Origin of the sequence: Zobellella taiwanensis (genome assembly GCF_003012795.1) — a bacterium.
Taxonomy (GTDB): Bacteria; Pseudomonadota; Gammaproteobacteria; order Enterobacterales; family Aeromonadaceae; genus Oceanimonas; species Oceanimonas taiwanensis.
Window position 1 is genome coordinate 1 of the sequence record NZ_PXYH01000005.1, and the last position, 19,682, is coordinate 19,682.

Genomic DNA, 19,682 nt, shown 5'->3' on the forward strand with positions numbered 1-19,682 from the left:
CGCCCACCTGCACCGCCCGCACCGGCCGGCCGCTCTCGGTGCCGCCGCCGAAGTCTTCTATCAGTTCGCGCAGGCGGTGGCCGAAGGCCAGCTCCACCAGGCCGCCGCGCTTGAGGTTGCCGGCCAGCTGGAACGGCAGGGTGCCCTTGGAACGGTCGATGCCGAAGCTGGCGTAATGCTCGGGCCCCTCGCTCAGGATGGACGGCACGGCGGCGAAGCTCAGCACGTTGTTCACCACCGTGGGCTGGCCGAACAGGCCATTGATCGCCGGCAGCGGCGGCTTGGCGCGCACCATGCCGCGCTTGCCTTCCAGGCTTTCGAGCAGGGAGGTCTCCTCGCCGCAGATGTAGGCGCCGGCGCCGAGCCGCACCTCCAGCTCGAAGGCGCGGCCGCAGCCCAGGATGTCCTGCCCCAGATAGCCGGCCGCCCGGGCCCGCTCGATGGCGGTGTTCAACAGCTCATGGGCCAGGGGGTATTCCTCGCGCAGGTAGATGTAGCCCTGGGTGGCGCCCACGGCGAGCCCGGCGATGATCATGCCCTCGATCAGCATGTAGGGATCGGACTCCATCACCAGCCGGTCGGCGAAGGTGCCGGAGTCGCCCTCGTCGGCGTTGCAGACGATGTATTTCTGCGCGCCTTTGGCGTCCAGCACCGTCTGCCACTTGATGCCGGTGGGAAAGGCCGCCCCGCCCCGACCGCGCAGGCCCGAGGCCTTGACCGTGTCCACCAGTTGCTGGGGCGTGCGGTGGATAGCTTTTTCCAGGCCGTCGAAGCCGCCCAGCGCCCGGTAGTCCGCCAGCGACACCGGATCGGTGACGCCGATGCGGGCGAAGGTGACCCGCTGCTGGCGCTTGAGGTAGGGGATCTCCTCGGTCGGCCCCTGGGCCAGGGGATGGTCGTCGCCGAAGCCGTGTTCGAACAGCGAGGCCACGTCCTCCGGCGCCACCGGGCCGAAGGCGCGGCGGCCGCGGCCGTCGTCCACCTCCACCAGGGGCTCCAGCCAGCACAGGCCGCGGGAACCGTTGCGGACCAGTTCGATATCGAGGCCGCGGGCAGCGGCCTCGCGCCGGATCAGGGTCGCCACGTCCTCGGCGCCGAGCGACAGGGCCGTGGTCTCGTAGGGAACGAAGATGCGCAGGCTCATCAGTTCAGCTCCAGTTTGTAGGTGGTCAGTTCGTTTACCAGGGCTTCGAACCGGGCCGGGGTCATGCGCGCCTTGATCTGCTTGCCCACCCGCACCGAGGGGCCGCAGGCGCAGTTGCCGAGGCAGTACACCGCCTTCAGGGTGATGTCGCGGCCGGGAGTGGTCTGGTGGTAGTCGATGCCCAGGCTGGCCTTGGCGTGGCGCTCCAGCTCGCGGGCGCCGCGGGCCTGGCAGGCCTCGGCGCGGCAGATCTCCACCACATGCCGGCCCGGCTGTTCGGTACGGAAGTAGTGGTAGAAGCTCACCACCCCGTGCACGTCGGCGGCGGTGATGCGCAGCTCGCGGACGATGATGGGGGTGGCGGCGTCGGGAATATAGCCGAAATGGTCCTGGATACGGTGCAAGATAGGCAACAGGGCGCCGGGGAGATGTTTGAGGGAGCCGACCAGTTGCTCTAGGGTATGGTCCATTGCTGTTTGCTTATCTTCCATAGTATCAACCTTGTTATTGTCAAATGCCGGCTCCGGTAGGGCCTGGAGCCGGTGGTATTGCTCTTGAACTCGGGTTTCCCCCTCGTCACCCCCGCGCAGGCGGGGGCCCATCGGGGCGGACACCGCTGGCCCACCGGTTAAGAGCCTGTCTGAGATCTGGTGTATTCGGCCCTCAGGCGGCGTCGGTGCTTAGAAAGAGGCAACAGGGATTGCCTCCACCGACCGTCACATGCCAGGGATGGCATGTGCCGAGCGCCACATGGATGTGCTTGCAGCGTGTCGGCGGAGGTGACCCTGTGGTCTCTGTGCTGCATCGTAACAGGCTCAGGCCGCGACCATGCCGTGGGGGTCTATCACGAATTTCTTGGCCACGCCGCCGTCGAAATCGGCGTAGCCCTGCACCGCCTGATCCAGGGAGATCACCTGCACGTTCACCGCCTTGGCGATCTGGACCTTATCAAAAAGTATGGCCTGCATCAGGGGACGGTGGTACTTCATCACCGGGCACTGGCCGGTGTGGAAGGAGTGGGACTTGGCCCAGCCCAGCCCGAAGCGCATGCTGAGCGCGCCCTGTTTGGCCGCCTCGTCCGCCGCACCCGGATCCTCGGTGACATACAGGCCGGGAATGCCGATCTGGCCGCCGGCCCGGGTCAGCTGCATGGCCGAGTTGAGCACGGTGGCCGGCGCTTCCTTGCCATGGTTGCAGCCGCAGGCATGGGCCTCGAAACCGACGCAGTCGACGAAGGCGTCCACTTCCCGCTCGCCGAGGATGGCTTCAATCTTGTCTTCCATCGAGCCGTCTTCGCGCAGGTCGATGCTCTCGCAACCGAAGCTGCGGGCCTGGGCCAGGCGCTCCGGGTTCATGTCGCCGACGATCACGCAGGCGGCGCCCAGCAGTTGGGCGGAGGCGGCCGCAGCCAGGCCCACCGGGCCGGCGCCGGCGATATAGACGGTGGAGCCCGGGCCGACGCCGGCGGTCACACAGCCGTGGAAGCCGGTGGGGAAGATGTCCGACAGCAGGGTGAGGTCGCGGATCTTCTCCAGCGCCTGGTTGGGATCCGGAAACTTCAGCAGGTTGAAGTCGGCGTAGGGCACCATCACGTATTCGGACTGGCCGCCGACCCAGCCGCCCATGTCCACGTAGCCGTAGGCGGCGCCGGGACGGGCCGGGTTCACGTTCAGGCAGATGCCGGTCTTGCCTTCCTTGCAGTTGCGGCAACGGCCGCAAGCGATGTTGAAGGGCACCGAAACGATGTCGCCCACCTTGAGGAATTCCACGTCGCGGCCGCATTCGATGATCTGGCCGGTGATCTCGTGGCCCAGCACCAGGCCGGAGGGCGCCGTGGTACGGCCGCGCACCATGTGCTGGTCGCTGCCGCAGATGTTGGTGGACACCACCTTGAGGATCACCCCGTGGTGGCAGGCCCTGTTGCCCAGAGACAGCTCGGGGAAGGCGATAGACTGGACCTCGACCTTGCCGGGACCGGTATAGACCACACCCCTGTTACCCTGTATCGCACACATGTTCAGCATCCTTCTTGCTTAACGGGTTTGACGCCCCGGCGCCGGGCCGGAACGTACCGAGCCGGGAGGTCGTATCGCCTCCTCCGGCAGGCTCCCAGTAGACTGCCGAAACCCTTTTGCAACATTGCTGATTAAGACACCCACTTGTCAAAACAAGACATGGCCCTGGCTGCGCGGCGAACCGGGCCGCGCTCCCGGTGCCAGACTAGGGCAGAATGGCATAATGTTAAAATTGTATTAATTAATGACGGTATTAAAAAAAGCTATCCCGCCGGGTATCTGAAGCGCTGGCCGCCCTGTAATCAGAACGTCATTTTTTATTTGCATATTGATCCGGTTCTTTTTCAAGGAGTTGAGTCATATGAAAAAAATCCTGACATTCTCTGCCGCTGCCAGCCTGGTGGTGTTGTCCGGTGCGGTTAATGCCAATGCTCTGGGTGGCCTGGCTTTTTCGGGCACCACTCCCCATGCCGCCGCCATGACGGTGAAGGACGACTTCACCCTGGTGGGCAAGGCCGATTTGATGGAGCTCAAGGCCATTAACGAGGACGGCATGGTCAATGCCATTATTGAAATCCCGGCCGGTACTTCGGCCAAGTGGGAAGTGAGCAAGGAAGATCCCAAGGCGGTGTATTGGGAGTATAAAAATGGCCAGCCGCGGGTGGTGAATTATCTGGGTTACCCGGGCAACTACGGCGCCATTCCCGGCACGGCCTTGCCCAAGGAGCTGGGTGGCGACGGTGATCCGCTGGATGTGATCGTGCTCGGGCAGGCGGTGCCTCGGGGGGAGGTGGCCAGTGTCCGCGTGATTGGCGTGCTGAAAATGCTGGATGGCGGCGAGCAGGATGACAAGCTGATTGCCGTACTGGCAAACGACTCGCCCTTTTCCCATATCGAGAGCATGGCGCAACTGGATGAAGAATATCCCGGAGCCAGCCAGATTATTGATCTGTGGTTTGCCAACTATAAGGGGCCGGACGGTGGCATGGAAGGGCTGGGGTTTGAAGACGCAGAATCAGCCCACAAGGTGCTGAACAGCGCCGCCGCCCACTTTGAGGCCTCGCGCTAGGCCCGGGCTGGCTGGCGACGCCGGCCAATGTGTGCTACGTGGGGTATCACGTAAATGGAAAAGGCGTTAACCCCTTCGGATTAACGCCTTAAAAATCAATATCTTGACTGATTTTTATCAGTTCATGCCATATTGTCGCATTATGGGTTTCAGTGCGCTACATACTGCTTCATTCAGTTTTTTTGCATGTTTTTAAATTCCTGATTTATATAGGCTTATTGTTTTACCTTGTTGCATGTTGGTTCATAGGTGTACCCTTTGACACTCGGGAATGTGCGCTACATGGTGCGCTACACGGAAAGGGGGGCGTATGGCTACCAACAAGCTGAACGACAACAAGATAAAGCGGATGATACGCAACCCGCCTGAGCGCGATCAGTGGGTTTCAGACGGGCAGGGGCTTAGCTGCAAGCTGACCAAAGGCGGCACCCTTGCCTGGTATTTCCGTTACCGACTGGGGGGCAGGGGCACCAAGGAAGATAAACTTCCCCTTGGGAGTTACCCCGGGCTGTCCCTGGCTGCCGCCCGCAAGCTGCGTGAGCAGTGCCGGGAGTGGTTGGCCAACAATGAAGACCCGCGCTTCAAGCTCAATGCCGAAGCACAGGAAACGTTGAAGCCGGTCACGGTTCGGGACGCCCTGGAATACTGGTTGGACAACTACGCCGCCCACAACCGCACCAATCACGAGAAGCACCGGCGCCAGCTCGAGGTCCACATCTTCCCTCATATCGGCAAGCTGCCGCTGAATTTGGCCGACCGCCGCCAGTGGCTCACTGTCCTGGAGCGAATTAGTCACAGCGGTTCACCCGTGGCCGCCGGCTATGTGCTGCAGATGTGCAAGCAGGCGCTGCGCTACTGCGACCGTCGCGGCTACGCCACCAGTACCGCCCTGGAAGGACTGACGATACCGGACGTGGGCAAGAAGCAGGGCAAGCGGGACCGGGTACTCACCGATGCAGAACTGGGCAGCCTGTGGCGCTGGCTCGATAACAACGGCGTCCAGCCCTATTACCGGGACTTGCTCAGGCTGATCACTGTGTTTTGCGCCCGCACCCAGGAAGTGCGGCTTTCAACCTGGGATGAGTGGGATTTTGACGCCCGGCTGTGGACTGTACCCGAGGTCAACAGCAAGACCGGCACCCGCATTGTCCGGCCCATTCCCGAACGGGCGATCCCTTGGCTGGAAGAAATGCGTCGCAGTAATGAAGGCCCGTATCTGCTGGGCCAGCTCAAGAAGCCCGAGGCCGTGAGCCAGCAGGGCCGTACCTTTTACAAACGGCTGAAGCACCGGGAGCCCTGGTCACTCCATAGTCTGCGACACACCTTTATCACCAAGAACGCCGACTTGAGCGCCCCGCCCCATGTGGTGGAGCTGCTGGCCGGGCATGAGCTGAGCGGCGTGTTCGCCGTGTACAACCGTAGCCAGTACCTGCCGGAAAAGCTGGAGGTGCTGAACCGCTGGCTTGACCGCCTGGAACTGCTGGCCGAAGCGCCGGACAACGTGATCCCGGCTTCATTCAACCGCACCGCATAACCGAGTTTGCCGGGAATAGGGGGACGCCCCGAAAAGCTGGTGAACCCTGCCAGCCTGCCCCGGCACCTTTTTCAGGGCCGCAGAGGTAGCGATAACATGTCAAAGCTGTTCCAGCTCAAGAAATGGCTGACCGTACCAGAGGCCGCCGACAGGCTTAGTAGCTCTTTTGGTGAGAAGGTGACTGAGGCGGATGTGCTCAGGCTGGCATTGGATGGCCATCTTATCTTATCCGTATCTTTTCCAAACAAAGCGGTGTCTAAAAAGAGAGCGGAGGTCGACGAGGATTACTCTAATCTGGTTGCCAGGCTTCTCATGGGAGAGCTGAGGAAAGAGGCTGCTAGCTTATGTGATCCTCTTATGCTTGATATCTTGGTTGAGCATTTTAAGATGAGTGCTCATGTCGCAGATTTTATTATTAAAAATAATTTCACGGATCTTATCTCACCCTATAAATATACCGCGGTTGTGAGTTTGGGCGAGGGTGGCGAGGTTTTTGATCTTCCTCTGATCGGAGCTGAACGGCTTGATGTTGAGCACCGCTATCAGATGCTGACAGGTGGCCCCGAGATTACCTTGCACTGTTTGGAGGGGGTCTTTGTTATAGATGCTGGGGGTGATTACTACCAGTTGCAAGATCGGTTCAGTGATCTTCCCAGTGACAAGCTCCCCAGTTTTGAGCGGCCAAAGCCTTTTAGCGAAAGGGATTACTACCCTGCCGCGACATTGCCGGAAGATGCCTTGTGGGTGGTGCGCACTGAGGCCCTGCTGGATCTTGAAAGGCGCATTCTGCAAGGGGAAGAAACGGACTCTCCAGCAGGTAAAAGCCAGACCAAGCCGCTTATCAATGAAGACCGTTGGTTTGATGTGCTGGGCGTGATGGCCATCCTGCTCTACGAGAACACCGATGATCCCCGGATGAGGAAGGGCGAGAACAACATCAACATGGCGGGCATCAAAGGGGCTGTAATCGATAAAGCCCAGAAGCTGGGGTTGAGTGCCGAGCGCTTGGAGAACCTGAATAAGGACATTTCTGCTGCCCTTAAAATCCTGCAGTATCCGCCCCCGAAGAACTGAATTCTTGTCAGCCAAGAATATTCTTGGCACCTGACAAGAATCCCCCACCGGAAGATCACAGAATCCCCCTGTAACAACAAGCAACCCACGGGGGGATTTATGGACGCTATACATCAAGACCGTTTGTTAAACGTAAAGCAGGTTCAAGCTCTGGTACCCGCCAGTCGGGTATCGATCTGGCGCTGGGAGAAAGCCGGCAAGTTTCCGAAAAGCGTAAAGCTGGGCGGCACCACCCGCTGGCGCGAGTCGGATATTCAGAAATGGATTTCTGGCCTGAAAGCCGCATAAGGGGGCCGCATGACAGACAGCAAAAAGGGCCTGAACTCCGCACAAGTCCAAGCCCTTCAACACAGCAGCATAACGCTCGGTAATGGTAGCACCGGCACCGAACGGGAGCCAGTGAGCAGCCCGGCAACAATTCGGGAGCGGGTTGCCTTATTCCTGGCCGAGTCTCCGGAGGGCGTGACCGTGCTCAGTATGCTGAACCATAGCGGGGCCACGTCCAGCCGGAATATACCGTCGCTGCTTGAGCGCGAGCTGGGGATTAAACTGGATGCGGGCCAGGATGCCAACGGCACCAATGATGGGCGGCATAACCGCTGGCGGATTCAGACCCGGGCCGATTGCCTCAAGGTGCTGGCGGATGTAAACCGCCAGCGGCGAAAGCGCAATGCGCCGACTTTGTCGCCGGAACGAATGACCCGCATCGCCGGCCGGTACCCGGATTTACCCACCATCACTGCAGCTAGCACTGCGGCCACCGCCAGCGCCTGACCCGGAGCTTTCCCCATGATTCGCTATTCCCACGAGGGGGCATTGTGTCCCCCGGTTTCCCTGTGTATCATCGCCAGTGCTGGCTTAAGCAACCAGCAAGGCAGGCGGATTAAGCACCCGCAGGCTGTGACTCACATAGGACAATCTGAACCCCATTCCCCCACGGCGGCCAATCATGGCGGCCGTGACTTCCCTGTTTCGGGGGCATGGGTCGGGAGCCAAAGAAAACGCCCCCGCTGTGCTTTCCTATGTGAGCACTGCTTTGCGGCTACCCGATCCGCCTATGTCGCATTGCACATAGGAACCACCGTCATGATCTACACCTTTCTGATCGTTGCCCAAGGCCGCAAGCTGGCCGAGCTTTCCCGCATTCGCACCATTTCCGCCTATGGCCGCACCGAAGCGGAGGCCCGCGCTCACCTGGCCGGCCTGCCGCTGGTGTTTGCCGGTCGCCGCCCTGCCGGGCTGGAGGTGGCAGCATGAGCCGTTTGATCACCATCCCGAAAAACACCCCTGTCGAGGTCGCCAAGGGCGAGATTTCGCGCAACAACGAGCGCCTGACCAATCTTGGACTGGGCGTGAAGGCACTTGGCGAGCTGCTGTTCACGGCTGCCGATGCGGGCGAACTGGGAAAAGAGACCGCCGCCTGTACCGGCTACTTGCTGAATGAGCTTGGGGGAGTGATCAGCGACACGCTGAACATGAACACGATGCTGTCTATCCATATCCAAGCCGCAGAGCAGGAGGGCCGGAAATGAAGCCCTTCACCGAGTTTTGCCAGCGTTACCAACTGGACCCGGCCACCCAGGACGCCCAGGAGCAATACGCCGAATACCAGCGCCAGCTTGAGCTGTTCCGCTCTGCCGCCGCCGAGGGCTCCCGCCGCCCGCTCGAGTTTATCATCTGCTGTACCACGGTAGAGGGTGACGTTCATGGCTACGGGCCTTTCCTGGCCTACGGCAAAAGCCAAGACGAGATCGTCACTGAGGCCAGCGCCGCCTTGGCCGGCTCCGCTTACGTCGACAAGGCCGTTCACTTTACCACCCGCCTTGATGATGACGGCGAGGTGATCCCGCCGCTCGAGGGTTACCGAGTGCCGAAGGTCTGGCTTGGTGCCCAGAGCCTGCGCGGCGCCTGGCAGGAAGGGGGCGGCGAATGAGCGAGCACCCGCATTACGCCCAGGGGGCTTTCACCATCGAGCTGACGGTGTTCAACCGCTGGCCGTTCCGGCTGGGCCCCTTCCATACCGGCGCCAGCGAAGGCGAGCTTGTGGCAGAGCTGGCGGCCCTGCTCGATGGGCTGCCCTGCCGGCTGGATGGCCTGGACTACTACGACCACACCGAAGTGCCGCAGGCTGAGTACCTGGTGCCTTGGCGGGGCCGGGATACCCTGCTGGCGCACGGGCTGAGGGCCAAGCCGTGGGGCGAGCCCTTTGTGCCTGCCGATCTGCCGCTGCTGCGTGGCCTGCTGGCCCATCGTTACCATGAGCATTGCCAAGACATTCTCCCCGGCGAGCGGGCCGGGCTGCCCATGGACCCCAACGCCTTGCGCCTGGCTATGCGGGATCATATCGAAGGGACCATGATAGCGGCTCTGGGCCGGGAGCAGGGCGAACAACAGGCCCTTGCCCTGTACATGGGCATGATGGGGGCGAGCGGCCTTTCTCCAGTGGCGCTGGAGGTGCTGGACGCGCTGCTGGCGGAGCTGGCCGAGACCGCGCAGGGTCATCTACCCGCTATCGAGTCGGGCCGGCCCCGAGCCGTTTTGCACTGAGGGGGTCGGATGAACGCACAGCGTAAAGCCAGGCTGAACCAGTATGCCCTGGACTTTGGTCCCCGGGAGCATGTCCGGCTAATCCACAGTGCCTCTGGCGCCAAGGCGAGCCATATCGCCATTGCCGTGAACGGCGAGTGCTGGCGGGAGTTCAGCTATCCGCCGGTGCTGGCGCCTGATGAAGCCGAGCGGCTGGCCGCCATCGGCGCCGCGGATGTGTACCTGGGCCAGAACGGGATCGCCCCCTTCCGCCGGCGCAGCGTGGCCAACATCACCCACCTGAACGCCTGCTTTGTGGATCTGGACACCTACCAGATCCCGGCCCTGGTCGGGCTGAGCTATCGGGAGCGGCTACAGGCCGTGCTGGAGAATGCGGGGGATTTACCCTTGCCGACCCTGGCCGCCGACAGTGGCCGGGGCATCTACCTGATATGGGCGCTTAAGGCGCCCTTTTTCATCGGTACCGACAAGGGCAAAGGCAGCGCCCAGGCCGAGCTGAGAACCAAGATCCTTGGCCGCTGGCAACGGGTGGAGGATCTGCTTATCCGGCGGCTGGCGGACTTTGGCGCCGATCCCAAGGCACGGGACGCCGCCCGGGTGCTGCGGCTGGCCGGCAGTGTGAACCAGCGCAACGGCCACCAGGTGAGTTATGCGCAGCTGGCGCAGCCCGTAGACTTCGCCGAGCTGGAGCGGCCCTTGCTCCGGTGGTACGAGCGCACTTACCCGGCCCCGGTGAAGCGGGCCCCGGGCGAGCGCCGGCGGCCAGAGGGGGACCGGCAGAGTGTGAGGCAGTTGCTCAATGCCCGCACCCTGGCCGCCGCCCGAATGGAGGATCTGAAAACCCTGGCGGCCCTGCGGGAAGGGCTGAGTGAGCACCGGGCCCGGGCCCTGTTTGCCTTTGCCCAGGCCGCCGCCGACTTCTGCCACGACGAGCGGACGCTACTCAGGGAGTGCCAGCAGTACGCCGCCGAATGCTTCAACGACCCGCACGGCAAGTATGCTCTCGAGCGGCTGCCGGTGCGGCTGGGCGCCCTGCTGACGCGGTTTCGGGAGAGCGTGGGGCACCCGGCCAGCAGCAGGCAGAACCAGCGTTACCGGCTGACCAATGCCCGCATTATCGACGACCTGGCCATTACCGAGCGGGAGCAGGGCCATATGCTAACCCTGATCGGCAAGCCGGAGAAACTGCGACGTCACGCCAAGCGGATGGAGAAGCGCAGAAGAAGCCAGGGGGTCAGGGCTGCCGCCCAGTATCAGCAGGAGCGCCAGCGCACCCAGGCGGAGCGCCAGCAACAGGCTCGCGAACTGGCCGCCCAGGGCTTGAGCCGGCAGCAAGTGGCCGATCGGTTGGGAGTGAGCAAACGAACCGTTCAACTGATACTGAACACCCAGAATTGAAGGGTGGACAGGATGTGTCCCTTTATATGATGGCCATTGCCCAGGGGGTGAAATGATGTGTGCTCTTATATGTTTATATACCAGCCCTTTGTCATTAAAGGGATTCCCAAGGGGTGACAGCACAAGTGGTCGCCGACGGCGAAATTTGGGCGAAAGGCCAACAACGACCGCGGAGCCTCACTACCGGCACAGCGTACCGGGCGGCCAGGCCGGCAACGCCGGCGAGCGCAGCCGGGAACCGCAGGCAAGAAAAAGCCCTGACGCTGGGCAGGCTTCAGGGCTTTGGCCGTGTTGACTGGGTTCACGGGCTGAGTCGCAGCATAACAGCCATGGCCGGCCGGGTGAATCCCATGCCTGTGTCTGTTGCTCCTGTGTAGGTTATAAACTACAATTCACGCCATGAAGGTGATCGAATCAACCAAGTTCCGGCAGTGGCTGAAAAAGCTGAAGGACGATACCGGCAGGGCCCGGGTAGTGTCCCGGATCAACCGGCTGGCTGCCGGCCTGGCCGGCGACGCGGCCCCGGTGGGGCAGGGCGTCAGCGAACTGCGCATTCACTACGGGCCGGGCTACCGGGTTTACTACTACCAGCAGGGTGACGTGCTGGTGTTGCTGCTGTGCGGCGGCGACAAGGGCAGCCAGCGCCGGGATATTGATACCGCTCACCAGATATTGAAGGAATGGAGGGAACAGCACCATGGCTGAAACATTCACCGAGTTTGACCCCGCCGAGTACCTGAGCAGCCCGGAGGCCATTGCTGAGTTTATCTCCGATGCGCTGGAGACCGGGGACGCCGCTTACATCTCCAAGGCGATCGGCATTGCCGCCCGTGCCCGGGGCATGAGCGAACTGGCCAGGGAAACCGGCCTGTCCCGCGAACAGCTTTACCGGAGCTTCAGCGAGCGGGGCAATCCGACCCTGAGGACCATCATGGCGGTGACCAAGGCGCTGGGTGTGGACATTACCGCCCGGGCTCATGTTGAGCATCACTGACCGCGCCATGAAGCCCAAACGGCAATTGCCCGCCGGAGAGCTAACCCCCAGGCTGCTGACCCTTGATGAGATCGAGTCTCTGCGGCAGGACAAGCGACGCCGGCACAAGGCGAACGTGGAAATGCTGAAGACCATGGACTTGTCCCGGTTGATGCCTGAGAACGAAAAGCCGGCCGGCTGAGAGGCAGGCCACACTGTTGGAACACCCCCGAAACAGGGGTGAAAAACACCCCCAAGTCGGGGGTTATTTGCCAAAACGACCCTAAACCAAGGTCGCTTACCGGTTCTGTGTGGGTATACAGTGCTTGTTGCTGTCTCTTGGCCGGCCCTGCCTACCACCTGCCGGCCTTTCCCGCCGAGCTCTCGAATGGCTCCCCGTCGAACGCAGTCCCTTTACTACGAAATTTTCGTAGTAAAGGGCCGCCTGCTTCACTGCTGAAATCCCAGCGATGGCCACGCTCCTGATTTTTCAGGCGTGCCGCCGAATTGAAACCGCTGGATTCAAATGATGATACAATCACCACATTGAAACCACCGGATTCAAACCACATGGCCAGACCCAGCACCACCACACCAGAGCAGCGCCAGCAAATCATCGAGCTGAAGCGCCGCCATTCCTTCACCGAGGTCGCCGAGCTGCTTGGCTTGCCCGTTGGCACCGTGAAGACCATAGCCCGGCGTTCGGGCGCATTCAGCGACAACCCCAAGCACCGGGAGCTGTTCACCCTGCCGCCCCTGCAAGGCACCACAGCCACCAGCGTGGCCGCCGTGACGCTGCCAGAGCAGCGGGCCCAGACCGGGGATAAGGAGCTGGACGCCGTGCTGTGGCTGCGCGAGACCATCCAGACCGGCAACCCGGCGTTAATAGAGAAGGCCCTGGCCGCCGCCGAGCGCATCAAGACCCCGCCTAGGGAACTGGAAAGCCGTTATGCCCAATACCTGCTTGCCAGCACCGGCAACACCATGACCGCCGCTTTCGGCTCCATCGGCTTTGCCAACCTGCGAGGGCTGGCCGAGCGCACCAGAGCGAAGGCCATCAGCCAAGCCGAGGCCGCCGCCCGCTTCGGTGATGATCCGGACATGATGACCGAAGCCGATCGTTTCTGTGTGCGCGTGCTGAAAGGCGCAAGGGCTGGCCGGCATGACGGCATTGATGACGGAGACGCCGCCGCCCGGTTCCGCCGGCACCCGGAGCTGATGCCGCACACCCTGGAAGACTGCCTTAACGAACTGGCTTTCTGGGATGACCTGTACCGGCTGCGCCATGCGGCCACGGGCTGGGATGGACCGGAAGAAGTATATGCCCGCGAGCACTTCACCGTGTCGCTGCTGGCCGAGATCCGCCCCCGCCACAAGGCCGAAGCCAAGGCGGTGTTACGGTACCTGATCGACCATGACCGCAAGGACAGCCAGCACTTTGATGCCACCCTCGAGAACCTGCTAAGCCTGTGATTGTGGGCAATGGCTACACAAGCCCGAGTCTTTACAGACCCTGTAAAACCTTTACAGGAACGGTAAAGCTTTGCTCCCCAGGATGGGGAAACATTACCCGAAATGGGGAAACCTGATGGATCGCACCCGCCGGCCAGGGGCTACCGCTCATGTACCAAATTGGAACACGGGAAGGTGTACCAAAGCGGCACACAACCGGGCCGGGCCAGAGTGTCACCAAACCAGTGACAACGCTGTCACCAAATCCGTGACACCCGGCAGCAACCCCGCTGTGTACCTGTTTCGGGTACATCGGAGCGATCGCACATAGAAGGCTGACGCAGCAGGGAGGGCGAAATGCCCACCCTACCGAACGCCCCCTACTTGGGGAGTGGGCGGGTATCGCTCCTGGAAACGAGCCCCCAGCACGCCAGCCAGAGCAGGGGGGATGGGACTATCCCGACATTCCCCGCGCGTAGGGGTGCCCCGAACTTCGGCAGGCGCTGGCCCGTCAGCTGCAACGACATTCCCCGCGCGTAGGGGTGCCCCGGATCAGGGCCCTCTGGCCGGGCGACACATTGCCCGACACTTTACCCGACACATTCAACGCCAGCGTCGGCAAGGCCCAGAGTGGAAACAGCAACACTTTACCCGACACATTACCCGACACTTCCAAGCCCAGGGAAGGCCGGGCTGGAGCGGGGAGCGGCGACAGTTCACCCGACAGTTCAGGTGACAGCTCACAGGGAGAAGACGGAATATCTGTACCAGGTACTGCGCAACCACTAGGTCAGACCAGTTTGGCGATACTGCGCAATCTGCTCCGACCAGTTGTTGTGGGTGAACATAGACGGCGGCGGATGGAGTGGATGAAAGCCTTATCAACAAAGGGTTCGTCCTGTTTGCGCACTGCGCATCCAACTGCGCAGTTGCGCACAGACAATGCGCAGCGAGTGCGCAGCACCGGCAGAGGTGGCCGGAAGAGCGTATTGATTCGGTGATCTCCCGGCGTTAGCCTGTCTCCATCATGGGATATTTGCCTATCCATGACCAACCAGCCCTGGCCTCACCGCCGGGGCTTTTTCGTTTCTGGCAACAGGAGAAAAATCGTGAGCAAGCAAGAGAACAGCGATGAGATTGCTTTGGCAGTCGACGAGCTGATAACTGGCGGCCCTTTCGCCACCGGCACTGGCAGTGGCATGAGGCGGGCCGAGTATGATGACTACTTTAAGCGGCGTTTTCCTGAAGCCTGGGCAGAAGGTCAGTCCGGGTTTATTGAGCATCACTCCACCAACATTCAATGAGGAAACAGCATTATGGGATACGGCATTCTGGATATTGGTGCGCAAACCCGCCAGCAGGCGCTGGACGGGCTGCGCCAGGCGGACGAAGCTGCCCAGCAGCGCGAGCTGATGAACAAGCAGATGAAAGAGCAGCAGAAGGCGATGACCAAGCAGAACCAGATGAGCATGGCCGGCCTGGGTGCCGCCACCGGCATGATGGCCGGCATGGGCAGCGCCGCCATGGGCGCCAAGTTCGGCGCGGCGGCGGGACCGGTAGGCATGGCGGCTGGCGCGGCCATTGGCTTGATTGCAGGAGGGTTATTCTGATGGCGGAAGGACTGGGTTCACTGGCCAGCGGGTTCATTTCTGGATTCCAGATGATGGACGGCTACCAGCGCGGCAAGAAGGAAGATGCGCGGGCCGACAAGCTGATGGGGTTGCGTGAGCTGGAAAGCCAGCGCGACCACGACTACAAGCAATGGGACATGAAGCACACGGAAGGTAGGGCAAAGCGAAAGGATTTTGAGAACGATAGAACTCATGATCAGGGGCTGAGGCAATTTGCCGCCGATCAGGATTACCGCAATCGCACGCTTTCCTTGCAAAAGCAGCAGGAGGCTCGTTTGGCCAGGGCGCAGCAGTTTGAGGTTGAGCAGGTGGAGCGGCAGCGGTTCCAGGAAGAGCACGCGCCACTGTTTTCGGTGATTTATGAGAAAGCCGCCGCCGGCCAGCCGCTGACGGATGATGAAATGCGAATTGCCACCGATCCCCGCGCCGGCAAGTTCAACATTGGCCTGTACAACAGCGAGGCACTGCAGGCCGGGCAAACCGCACTGCGTGAGCTGGACGGCATCATCAAGCAAGGGGCAGCCGGTGAACTGGATGCCATGGAGCCCCGGGCGTTACACCAGCGCATCAACAGCCCCGAGATCACCAGTGCCATGAAGGTGATCACCAGAGGGGACGCCAGCAAGGTGGAGGGCAAGATCGACCCGACCACCGGCAAGATGATCACCAAGGCCGAGTTCAGCGATTTTATGCCGCTGCCGCCGGGGGAGGACGGTGTGCCGCGCTTTGCCATCAACCTGGCGGTCACCTACGATGATGGCACCACCGAGCGCAAGCCGGTCACCGAAGGCCGCAGCCCTGACCAGAAGGACCCCATCAAGCACTTCACTATTCCCACGCTGGGCAACTACCTGGGGCAGCATACCTACCTGAGCCAGGCGGTAGTGAATAGTGGTATTCAGGAGAAGCTGGGCTTCACCGAAGGGCCGGACCACAAAGGCTACAAAGGCGCCGCCAAGGATTACCTGCTGGAGTCGGAAAAGGCGATCACCAGATTGATCGGCTCCCGTGAATATCAGGAGATGTCATCGGAGCAGCAGGAAGCCGCGTTGACGCAGGCGACCGGCCGGCGCGACGAAGCGCTGGGCAGCATACAGACGCTCTACGGTGTGGGCGGCAAAGGTGGTGAGCAGGGTGATCCGCTGACGGCGTGGGCAGGAAAAGACCCTGGCCGCCAGCAGTTCCTGCAGGCGCTGGCTGAGCGCGGTGAGCTGAAGGCGCTGGCTGATGACCCTGAGTTGATCGATATGGCTTACCAGCGAATGCAACTACAGGCGCAAGAGCAGCAGCAAAACGCCGTGGCCGCCGGTATCGAGGAAAGGATTGCCGGCAAGGGCGGGCAGCAGAAGCAAGGCTGGACCGGAGCAACCCCATCACTGGGCTCGGCGCCCAGCCTGAGGGAAGCCATGGACATTCCTCCCGGTGATGTGCGGACCACGGAAAAGGAGTTTATCAACGCAGTAGCCCGTCCGTACCTCAACAATGCCACCCCCGGCAACCAGCCGGCGGCTCAAGGGCGGTTAGCGGACGCTTGGCGTAACGCTTACCCCTCGATCAACCGCTGACGAAGTAGGCGGCCAGCGCGGCCGCCCACTACTGCCTGGCGGTCACGGTTGATATCGGCATGGCTGAATATAAATAGTGTCACCCTGGGAGGTGCTGAGCTTGGAAGGTAATTTGTTATGTAGGCGGCACAGATCCTTTTTGGTGCTGATGCCCGCAACAACAAAGCTATCTTGTACCCATTCGCCATCCTTGAGGTATCGAATGGATATTTTTCTTCCGGACGCAACTCGACGAGGTATCTCCACGTCATAATATTTACCGGAAGAGAAAATTAGGTAATTGGTTACAACTTCCATCCTTCCATGCCCCGGTGTAGACGCTGAGCTCGCCCATTCATCTGCGTTGCCTATACTCGAGTAGGCCCCCGCCAATCCCACCGCCAAAAGTCCATACATCAATATTTTCATTGTCATATCCCATCATCTCAACAGACCAACTCAGTCCCTGTGCTTGCCATCTGAGTTTATCGCCAGAGCGGCAGAGAACAAGCAAGAACCGGAGTTAAAGAAGGCCAGGTCTACCTATCTGCAACGGTGTGGCGGCGCCACCATGGTCAAGAGTAGAGATGCTGGCCAGCGAGCGCCAGCGCCGAATAGGGCGCCGATTTGAGAAGCAGGTAGGGCAAGGGCTCAAGCAGGGGGCGGACACTTTGGGCGCCGATTTGTGGGCCCGCTGGCGCTGGTGATCAGAGGGCGATAAAGGGGGGCTGAAAGCGGGATGGGGCGTGGCAGGCTATACACTGCAGATAGGACACTTTGTGTCGTGCGCTACATGGTGCGCTACATTAGCAGAAAAGGCGCTCACCGTTTAGGTAAAGCGCCTTTGCTATCAATAACTTGTAGTCAAGCTATCAGTTCATGCCATATTTCTTGAGCTTCTTGCGCAGGGTACCGCGGTTGATGCCCATCATGTTGGCGGCGCGGGTCTGGTTGCCGCGGGTGTACTGCATGATCACGTCCAGCATGGGGGCTTCGACTTCGGCGAGGACCAACTCGTACAGCTCGGTGACTTCCTGGCCGTTGAGCTGGGACAGGTAGTTGCGCAGGGCCTGCTCCACCGAGTTGCGCAGCGGGCGCTGGGTCGGCTGCTCGGAGGTCGGGGATTTGGTAGTAGTAACCAGTGCTTCGGAAGTCGGAGTTTGTTCGAACATATTCAGTCTGCTCTTCTTTTGTTCGTTAAGCTATATTCGCGAAATACTGCTCCAGGGCGTCGAGCTGTTGCCCGGCGTCCTCGAGAGCGTTGAAATCACTGCGAAAGTCACGGCCCGCGTCACTTTCCTGCAGGTACCAACCCACATGTTTCCGGGCGATCCGTGCGCCCATTACCTCACCGTAAAACTCGTGCAGTGCGGCAACATGTTCCCGGATCATGGCCCGCTCCTGGTCCCTGGGGAGCGGTGCGGGTAGGGTGCCCTGCTCGAGAAAGTGGCGGATTTCTCTGAAAATCCATGGCCGTCCCTGGGCAGCCCGACCGATCATCACGGCGTCGGCGCCGGTGTAATCCAGTACAAAACGCGCCTTTTGCGGACTGTTTATATCTCCGTTGGCGATAACGGGGATGGAGACGGCCTGTTTTATTGCCCTGATGGTATCGTATTCCGCCTCGCCCCTGTACATGCAGGCGCGGGTACGGCCGTGCACGGCCAGGGCCCGGATACCGCAGTGTTCGGCGATGCGGGCAATCTGCACGCCGTTGCGGTGTTCCGGATCCCAGCCGGTACGGATCTTCAGGGTGACCGGCACCGCTACCGCTTCGACCACGGCACTGACGATAGCCTCGACCAGTTCCGGGTATTGCAGCAAAGCGGAGCCCGCCATCTTCTTGTTGACCTTCTTTGCCGGGCAGCCCATGTTGATGTCGATAATCTGTGCGCCCTGGTCCACATTGAACCGGGCCGCATCGGCCATCAGCGCCGGATCTGCCCCTGCAATCTGGACGGACCGGATGCCGGTTTCTCCTTCATGGTCCATGCGTCGGCGTGACTTGTCGGAGTCCCGCAGCCTGGGGTTGGAGGACATCATTTCCGACACCGCCATACCGGCGCCCATGCGCAGGCACAGGGTCCGGAAGGGTCGGTCGGTTACCCCCGCCATGGGTGCCACCAGCAAGGGAGCAGGCAACGTATAAGGACCAATATCCATGAGAGTACGGCTATCTCGGCTCAGGGTCGCGTATCTTACGCATTTTTATGGGTGCTGAAAAGGTCACAAATTAACCGGCGCGCAAATTTTTATAAGTCAAGGGGCGGGGAGCCAAAGTGCGCAAAAAAGCGGCCTCCGGCCGGGGCTCCGGCCGGAAAACAGGACTCAGTTGCGGCGGATACCGTCGAGCCGGGCCCATTCTTCGCGGATGACCGGCGGCTGCATATCGAACCAGCGGCCATAGACCTCGTTGAGGGCCTCGGCCTGGCTTTCGAGGATGCCCGACAGCGCCAGCCGGCCACCCGGGCGGACCAGCTGGCTTATTTGGGGAGACAGCTCACGCAGCGGCCCGGCCAGGATATTGGCCACCACCACGTCGGCCTGCAGGCCGGCGGGTTGTTCCTGGGGCAGGTAGACGCGCAGCCGCTCTGCCACGCCGTTGCGCCCGGCATTGTCGCGGCTGGCCTGCAGTGCCTGGGGATCGATATCGATGCCGATCACTTCCCTGGCGCCGAGCTTGAGTGCCGCCAGCCCGAGGATACCCGAGCCGCAGCCGAAGTCGATCACGGTTTTGCCTTCCAGCGTCTGGCCGTCCAGCCATTCCAGGCACAGCGCCGTGGTGGGGTGGGTGCCGGTGCCGAAAGCCAGGCCCGGATCCAGCATCACGTTCACCGCGTCGGGATCGGGCACGTCGCGCCAGCTCGGGCAAATCCACAACCGCCGGCCAAAACGCATGGGATGGAAGCTGTCCATCCACTCCCGTACCCAATCCTTGTCTTCCAGCTGCTCCACCTTGTACACCAGATCCTTGCGGTAGAACTGGCGCATAAAGTCGATCACCGGCGCCGGATCGGTTTCGGCGTCGAACAGGCCGATCACCACGGTGTCGTCCCACAGCAGGGTTTCGCCGGGCAGGGGCTCGAACACCGGCTTGTCTTCGGCATCCATGTAGGTCACTGCCTGGGCGCCGCGACCCATCAGCATATTGCTGACCTTGTCGGCGGTCTTTTCGGTGGCGTTGATGCGAATTTGTATCCAGGGCATGGCGTTGTTTCATAAAGCTGTAAAACGCCGATTCTAGCATTGGGCCGGCTCGCTGTCCTGCCGGCGGGCGAACCTTACCATTGTGAATCGGGCT

The 19,682-nt window shown here is 61.3% G+C and carries 24 protein-coding genes; 17 read left to right on the plus strand and 7 right to left on the minus strand.

Going from position 1 to position 19,682, the window contains the following annotated elements; translation table 11 throughout:
- The 3 genes from C7I36_RS04700 to fdhA form a co-directional block, all read right to left on the minus strand.
- On the minus strand, positions 1-1,144 hold a 1,144-nt coding region (locus C7I36_RS04700), incomplete at its 3' end, for a formate dehydrogenase beta subunit (protein ID WP_106452579.1).
- Positions 1,144-1,635, minus strand: coding sequence for a formate dehydrogenase subunit gamma (locus C7I36_RS04705; RefSeq protein ID WP_106452580.1), 492 nt, complete (start codon positions 1,633-1,635; stop codon positions 1,144-1,146). The genes C7I36_RS04700 and C7I36_RS04705, both read right to left, overlap by 1 nt.
- A gap of 324 nt (positions 1,636-1,959) precedes the next feature.
- Positions 1,960-3,159: a formaldehyde dehydrogenase, glutathione-independent gene (fdhA, locus tag C7I36_RS04710; protein WP_106452581.1), complete on the minus strand. Its 1,200-nt coding sequence runs from the start codon at positions 3,157-3,159 to the stop codon at positions 1,960-1,962.
- 361 nt (positions 3,160-3,520) lie between these two features.
- On the opposite strand from fdhA, the gene C7I36_RS04715 reads away from it, so the two are divergent.
- From C7I36_RS04715 to C7I36_RS04790, 17 genes are all read left to right on the plus strand, one after another.
- Positions 3,521-4,228, plus strand: a complete 708-nt coding sequence (locus C7I36_RS04715) for an inorganic diphosphatase (protein ID WP_106452582.1) — start codon at positions 3,521-3,523, stop codon at positions 4,226-4,228.
- Positions 4,229-4,538: 310 nt separating this feature from the next.
- Positions 4,539-5,762 carry a tyrosine-type recombinase/integrase gene (locus C7I36_RS04720; RefSeq protein WP_106452583.1) on the plus strand — a complete coding sequence of 408 codons (1,224 nt, stop codon included), beginning with the start codon at positions 4,539-4,541 and terminating at the stop codon, positions 5,760-5,762.
- A gap of 96 nt (positions 5,763-5,858) precedes the next feature.
- Positions 5,859-6,836 carry a hypothetical protein gene (locus C7I36_RS04725; protein WP_106452584.1) on the plus strand — a complete coding sequence of 326 codons (978 nt, stop codon included), beginning with the start codon at positions 5,859-5,861 and terminating at the stop codon, positions 6,834-6,836.
- Between the two features lie 99 nt (positions 6,837-6,935).
- Positions 6,936-7,124 (plus strand): helix-turn-helix transcriptional regulator, encoded by a 189-nt coding sequence (locus C7I36_RS04730; protein WP_106452585.1) that lies wholly within the window; start codon positions 6,936-6,938, stop codon positions 7,122-7,124.
- Positions 7,125-7,133: 9 nt separating this feature from the next.
- Positions 7,134-7,610 (plus strand): hypothetical protein, encoded by a 477-nt coding sequence (locus tag C7I36_RS04735; RefSeq protein WP_106452586.1) that lies wholly within the window; start codon positions 7,134-7,136, stop codon positions 7,608-7,610.
- Positions 7,611-7,922: 312 nt separating this feature from the next.
- Entirely contained in the window at positions 7,923-8,093 is a 171-nt protein-coding gene (locus C7I36_RS17225) for a host cell division inhibitor Icd-like protein (protein ID WP_146137306.1), read from the plus strand.
- Entirely contained in the window at positions 8,090-8,368 is a 279-nt protein-coding gene (locus tag C7I36_RS04740) for a hypothetical protein (protein ID WP_106452587.1), read from the plus strand. The genes C7I36_RS17225 and C7I36_RS04740 overlap by 4 nt, the downstream gene beginning before the upstream one ends.
- Positions 8,365-8,769 (plus strand): hypothetical protein, encoded by a 405-nt coding sequence (locus C7I36_RS04745; protein WP_106452588.1) that lies wholly within the window; start codon positions 8,365-8,367, stop codon positions 8,767-8,769. The genes C7I36_RS04740 and C7I36_RS04745 overlap by 4 nt, the downstream gene beginning before the upstream one ends.
- The gene (locus C7I36_RS04750) at positions 8,766-9,383 is read left to right on the plus strand and encodes a hypothetical protein (RefSeq protein WP_106452589.1); all 618 of its coding nucleotides are present in this window, start codon (positions 8,766-8,768) and stop codon (positions 9,381-9,383) included. The genes C7I36_RS04745 and C7I36_RS04750 overlap by 4 nt, the downstream gene beginning before the upstream one ends.
- Before the next feature lie 9 nt (positions 9,384-9,392).
- A complete protein-coding gene (locus C7I36_RS04755) occupies positions 9,393-10,781 on the plus strand; it encodes a helix-turn-helix domain-containing protein (protein WP_106452590.1) in 1,389 nt (462 codons plus the stop codon).
- A gap of 405 nt (positions 10,782-11,186) precedes the next feature.
- Positions 11,187-11,486 carry a type II toxin-antitoxin system RelE/ParE family toxin gene (locus C7I36_RS04760; protein ID WP_425445030.1) on the plus strand — a complete coding sequence of 100 codons (300 nt, stop codon included), beginning with the start codon at positions 11,187-11,189 and terminating at the stop codon, positions 11,484-11,486.
- On the plus strand, positions 11,479-11,775 hold the full coding sequence (locus C7I36_RS04765) for an addiction module antidote protein (protein WP_106452592.1): 297 nt from the start codon (positions 11,479-11,481) through the stop codon (positions 11,773-11,775). Before C7I36_RS04760 ends, C7I36_RS04765 begins: the two co-directional genes overlap by 8 nt.
- Before the next feature lie 7 nt (positions 11,776-11,782).
- Positions 11,783-11,956, plus strand: a complete 174-nt coding sequence (locus C7I36_RS17395) for a hypothetical protein (protein ID WP_181256299.1) — start codon at positions 11,783-11,785, stop codon at positions 11,954-11,956.
- A 368-nt stretch (positions 11,957-12,324) separates the two neighbouring features.
- The gene (locus C7I36_RS04775; protein ID WP_106452594.1) at positions 12,325-13,227 is read left to right on the plus strand and encodes a hypothetical protein; all 903 of its coding nucleotides are present in this window, start codon (positions 12,325-12,327) and stop codon (positions 13,225-13,227) included.
- Positions 13,228-14,315: 1,088 nt separating this feature from the next.
- Entirely contained in the window at positions 14,316-14,510 is a 195-nt protein-coding gene (locus C7I36_RS04780; RefSeq protein WP_106452595.1) for a hypothetical protein, read from the plus strand.
- A 12-nt stretch (positions 14,511-14,522) separates the two neighbouring features.
- Positions 14,523-14,816: a bacteriocin gene (locus tag C7I36_RS04785; RefSeq protein WP_106452596.1), complete on the plus strand. Its 294-nt coding sequence runs from the start codon at positions 14,523-14,525 to the stop codon at positions 14,814-14,816.
- Complete coding sequence (locus tag C7I36_RS04790; protein WP_106452597.1) at positions 14,816-16,402, plus strand: hypothetical protein; 1,587 nt, start codon at positions 14,816-14,818, stop codon at positions 16,400-16,402. The genes C7I36_RS04785 and C7I36_RS04790 overlap by 1 nt, the downstream gene beginning before the upstream one ends.
- A gap of 42 nt (positions 16,403-16,444) precedes the next feature.
- Here the strand turns inward: C7I36_RS04790 and C7I36_RS17230 are convergent, their stop codons facing one another.
- The 4 genes from C7I36_RS17230 to prmA form a co-directional block, all read right to left on the minus strand.
- Positions 16,445-16,810 (minus strand): hypothetical protein, encoded by a 366-nt coding sequence (locus C7I36_RS17230; protein ID WP_146137307.1) that lies wholly within the window; start codon positions 16,808-16,810, stop codon positions 16,445-16,447.
- Between the two features lie 443 nt (positions 16,811-17,253).
- Positions 17,254-17,553, minus strand: coding sequence for a DNA-binding transcriptional regulator Fis (gene fis / locus C7I36_RS04795; protein ID WP_106452598.1), 300 nt, complete (start codon positions 17,551-17,553; stop codon positions 17,254-17,256).
- Between the two features lie 25 nt (positions 17,554-17,578).
- Positions 17,579-18,544 carry a tRNA dihydrouridine synthase DusB gene (gene dusB, locus C7I36_RS04800; protein WP_106452599.1) on the minus strand — a complete coding sequence of 322 codons (966 nt, stop codon included), beginning with the start codon at positions 18,542-18,544 and terminating at the stop codon, positions 17,579-17,581.
- 165 nt (positions 18,545-18,709) lie between these two features.
- A complete protein-coding gene (gene prmA / locus C7I36_RS04805; protein ID WP_106452600.1) occupies positions 18,710-19,588 on the minus strand; it encodes a 50S ribosomal protein L11 methyltransferase in 879 nt (292 codons plus the stop codon).
- Positions 19,589-19,682 lie beyond the last annotated feature (94 nt).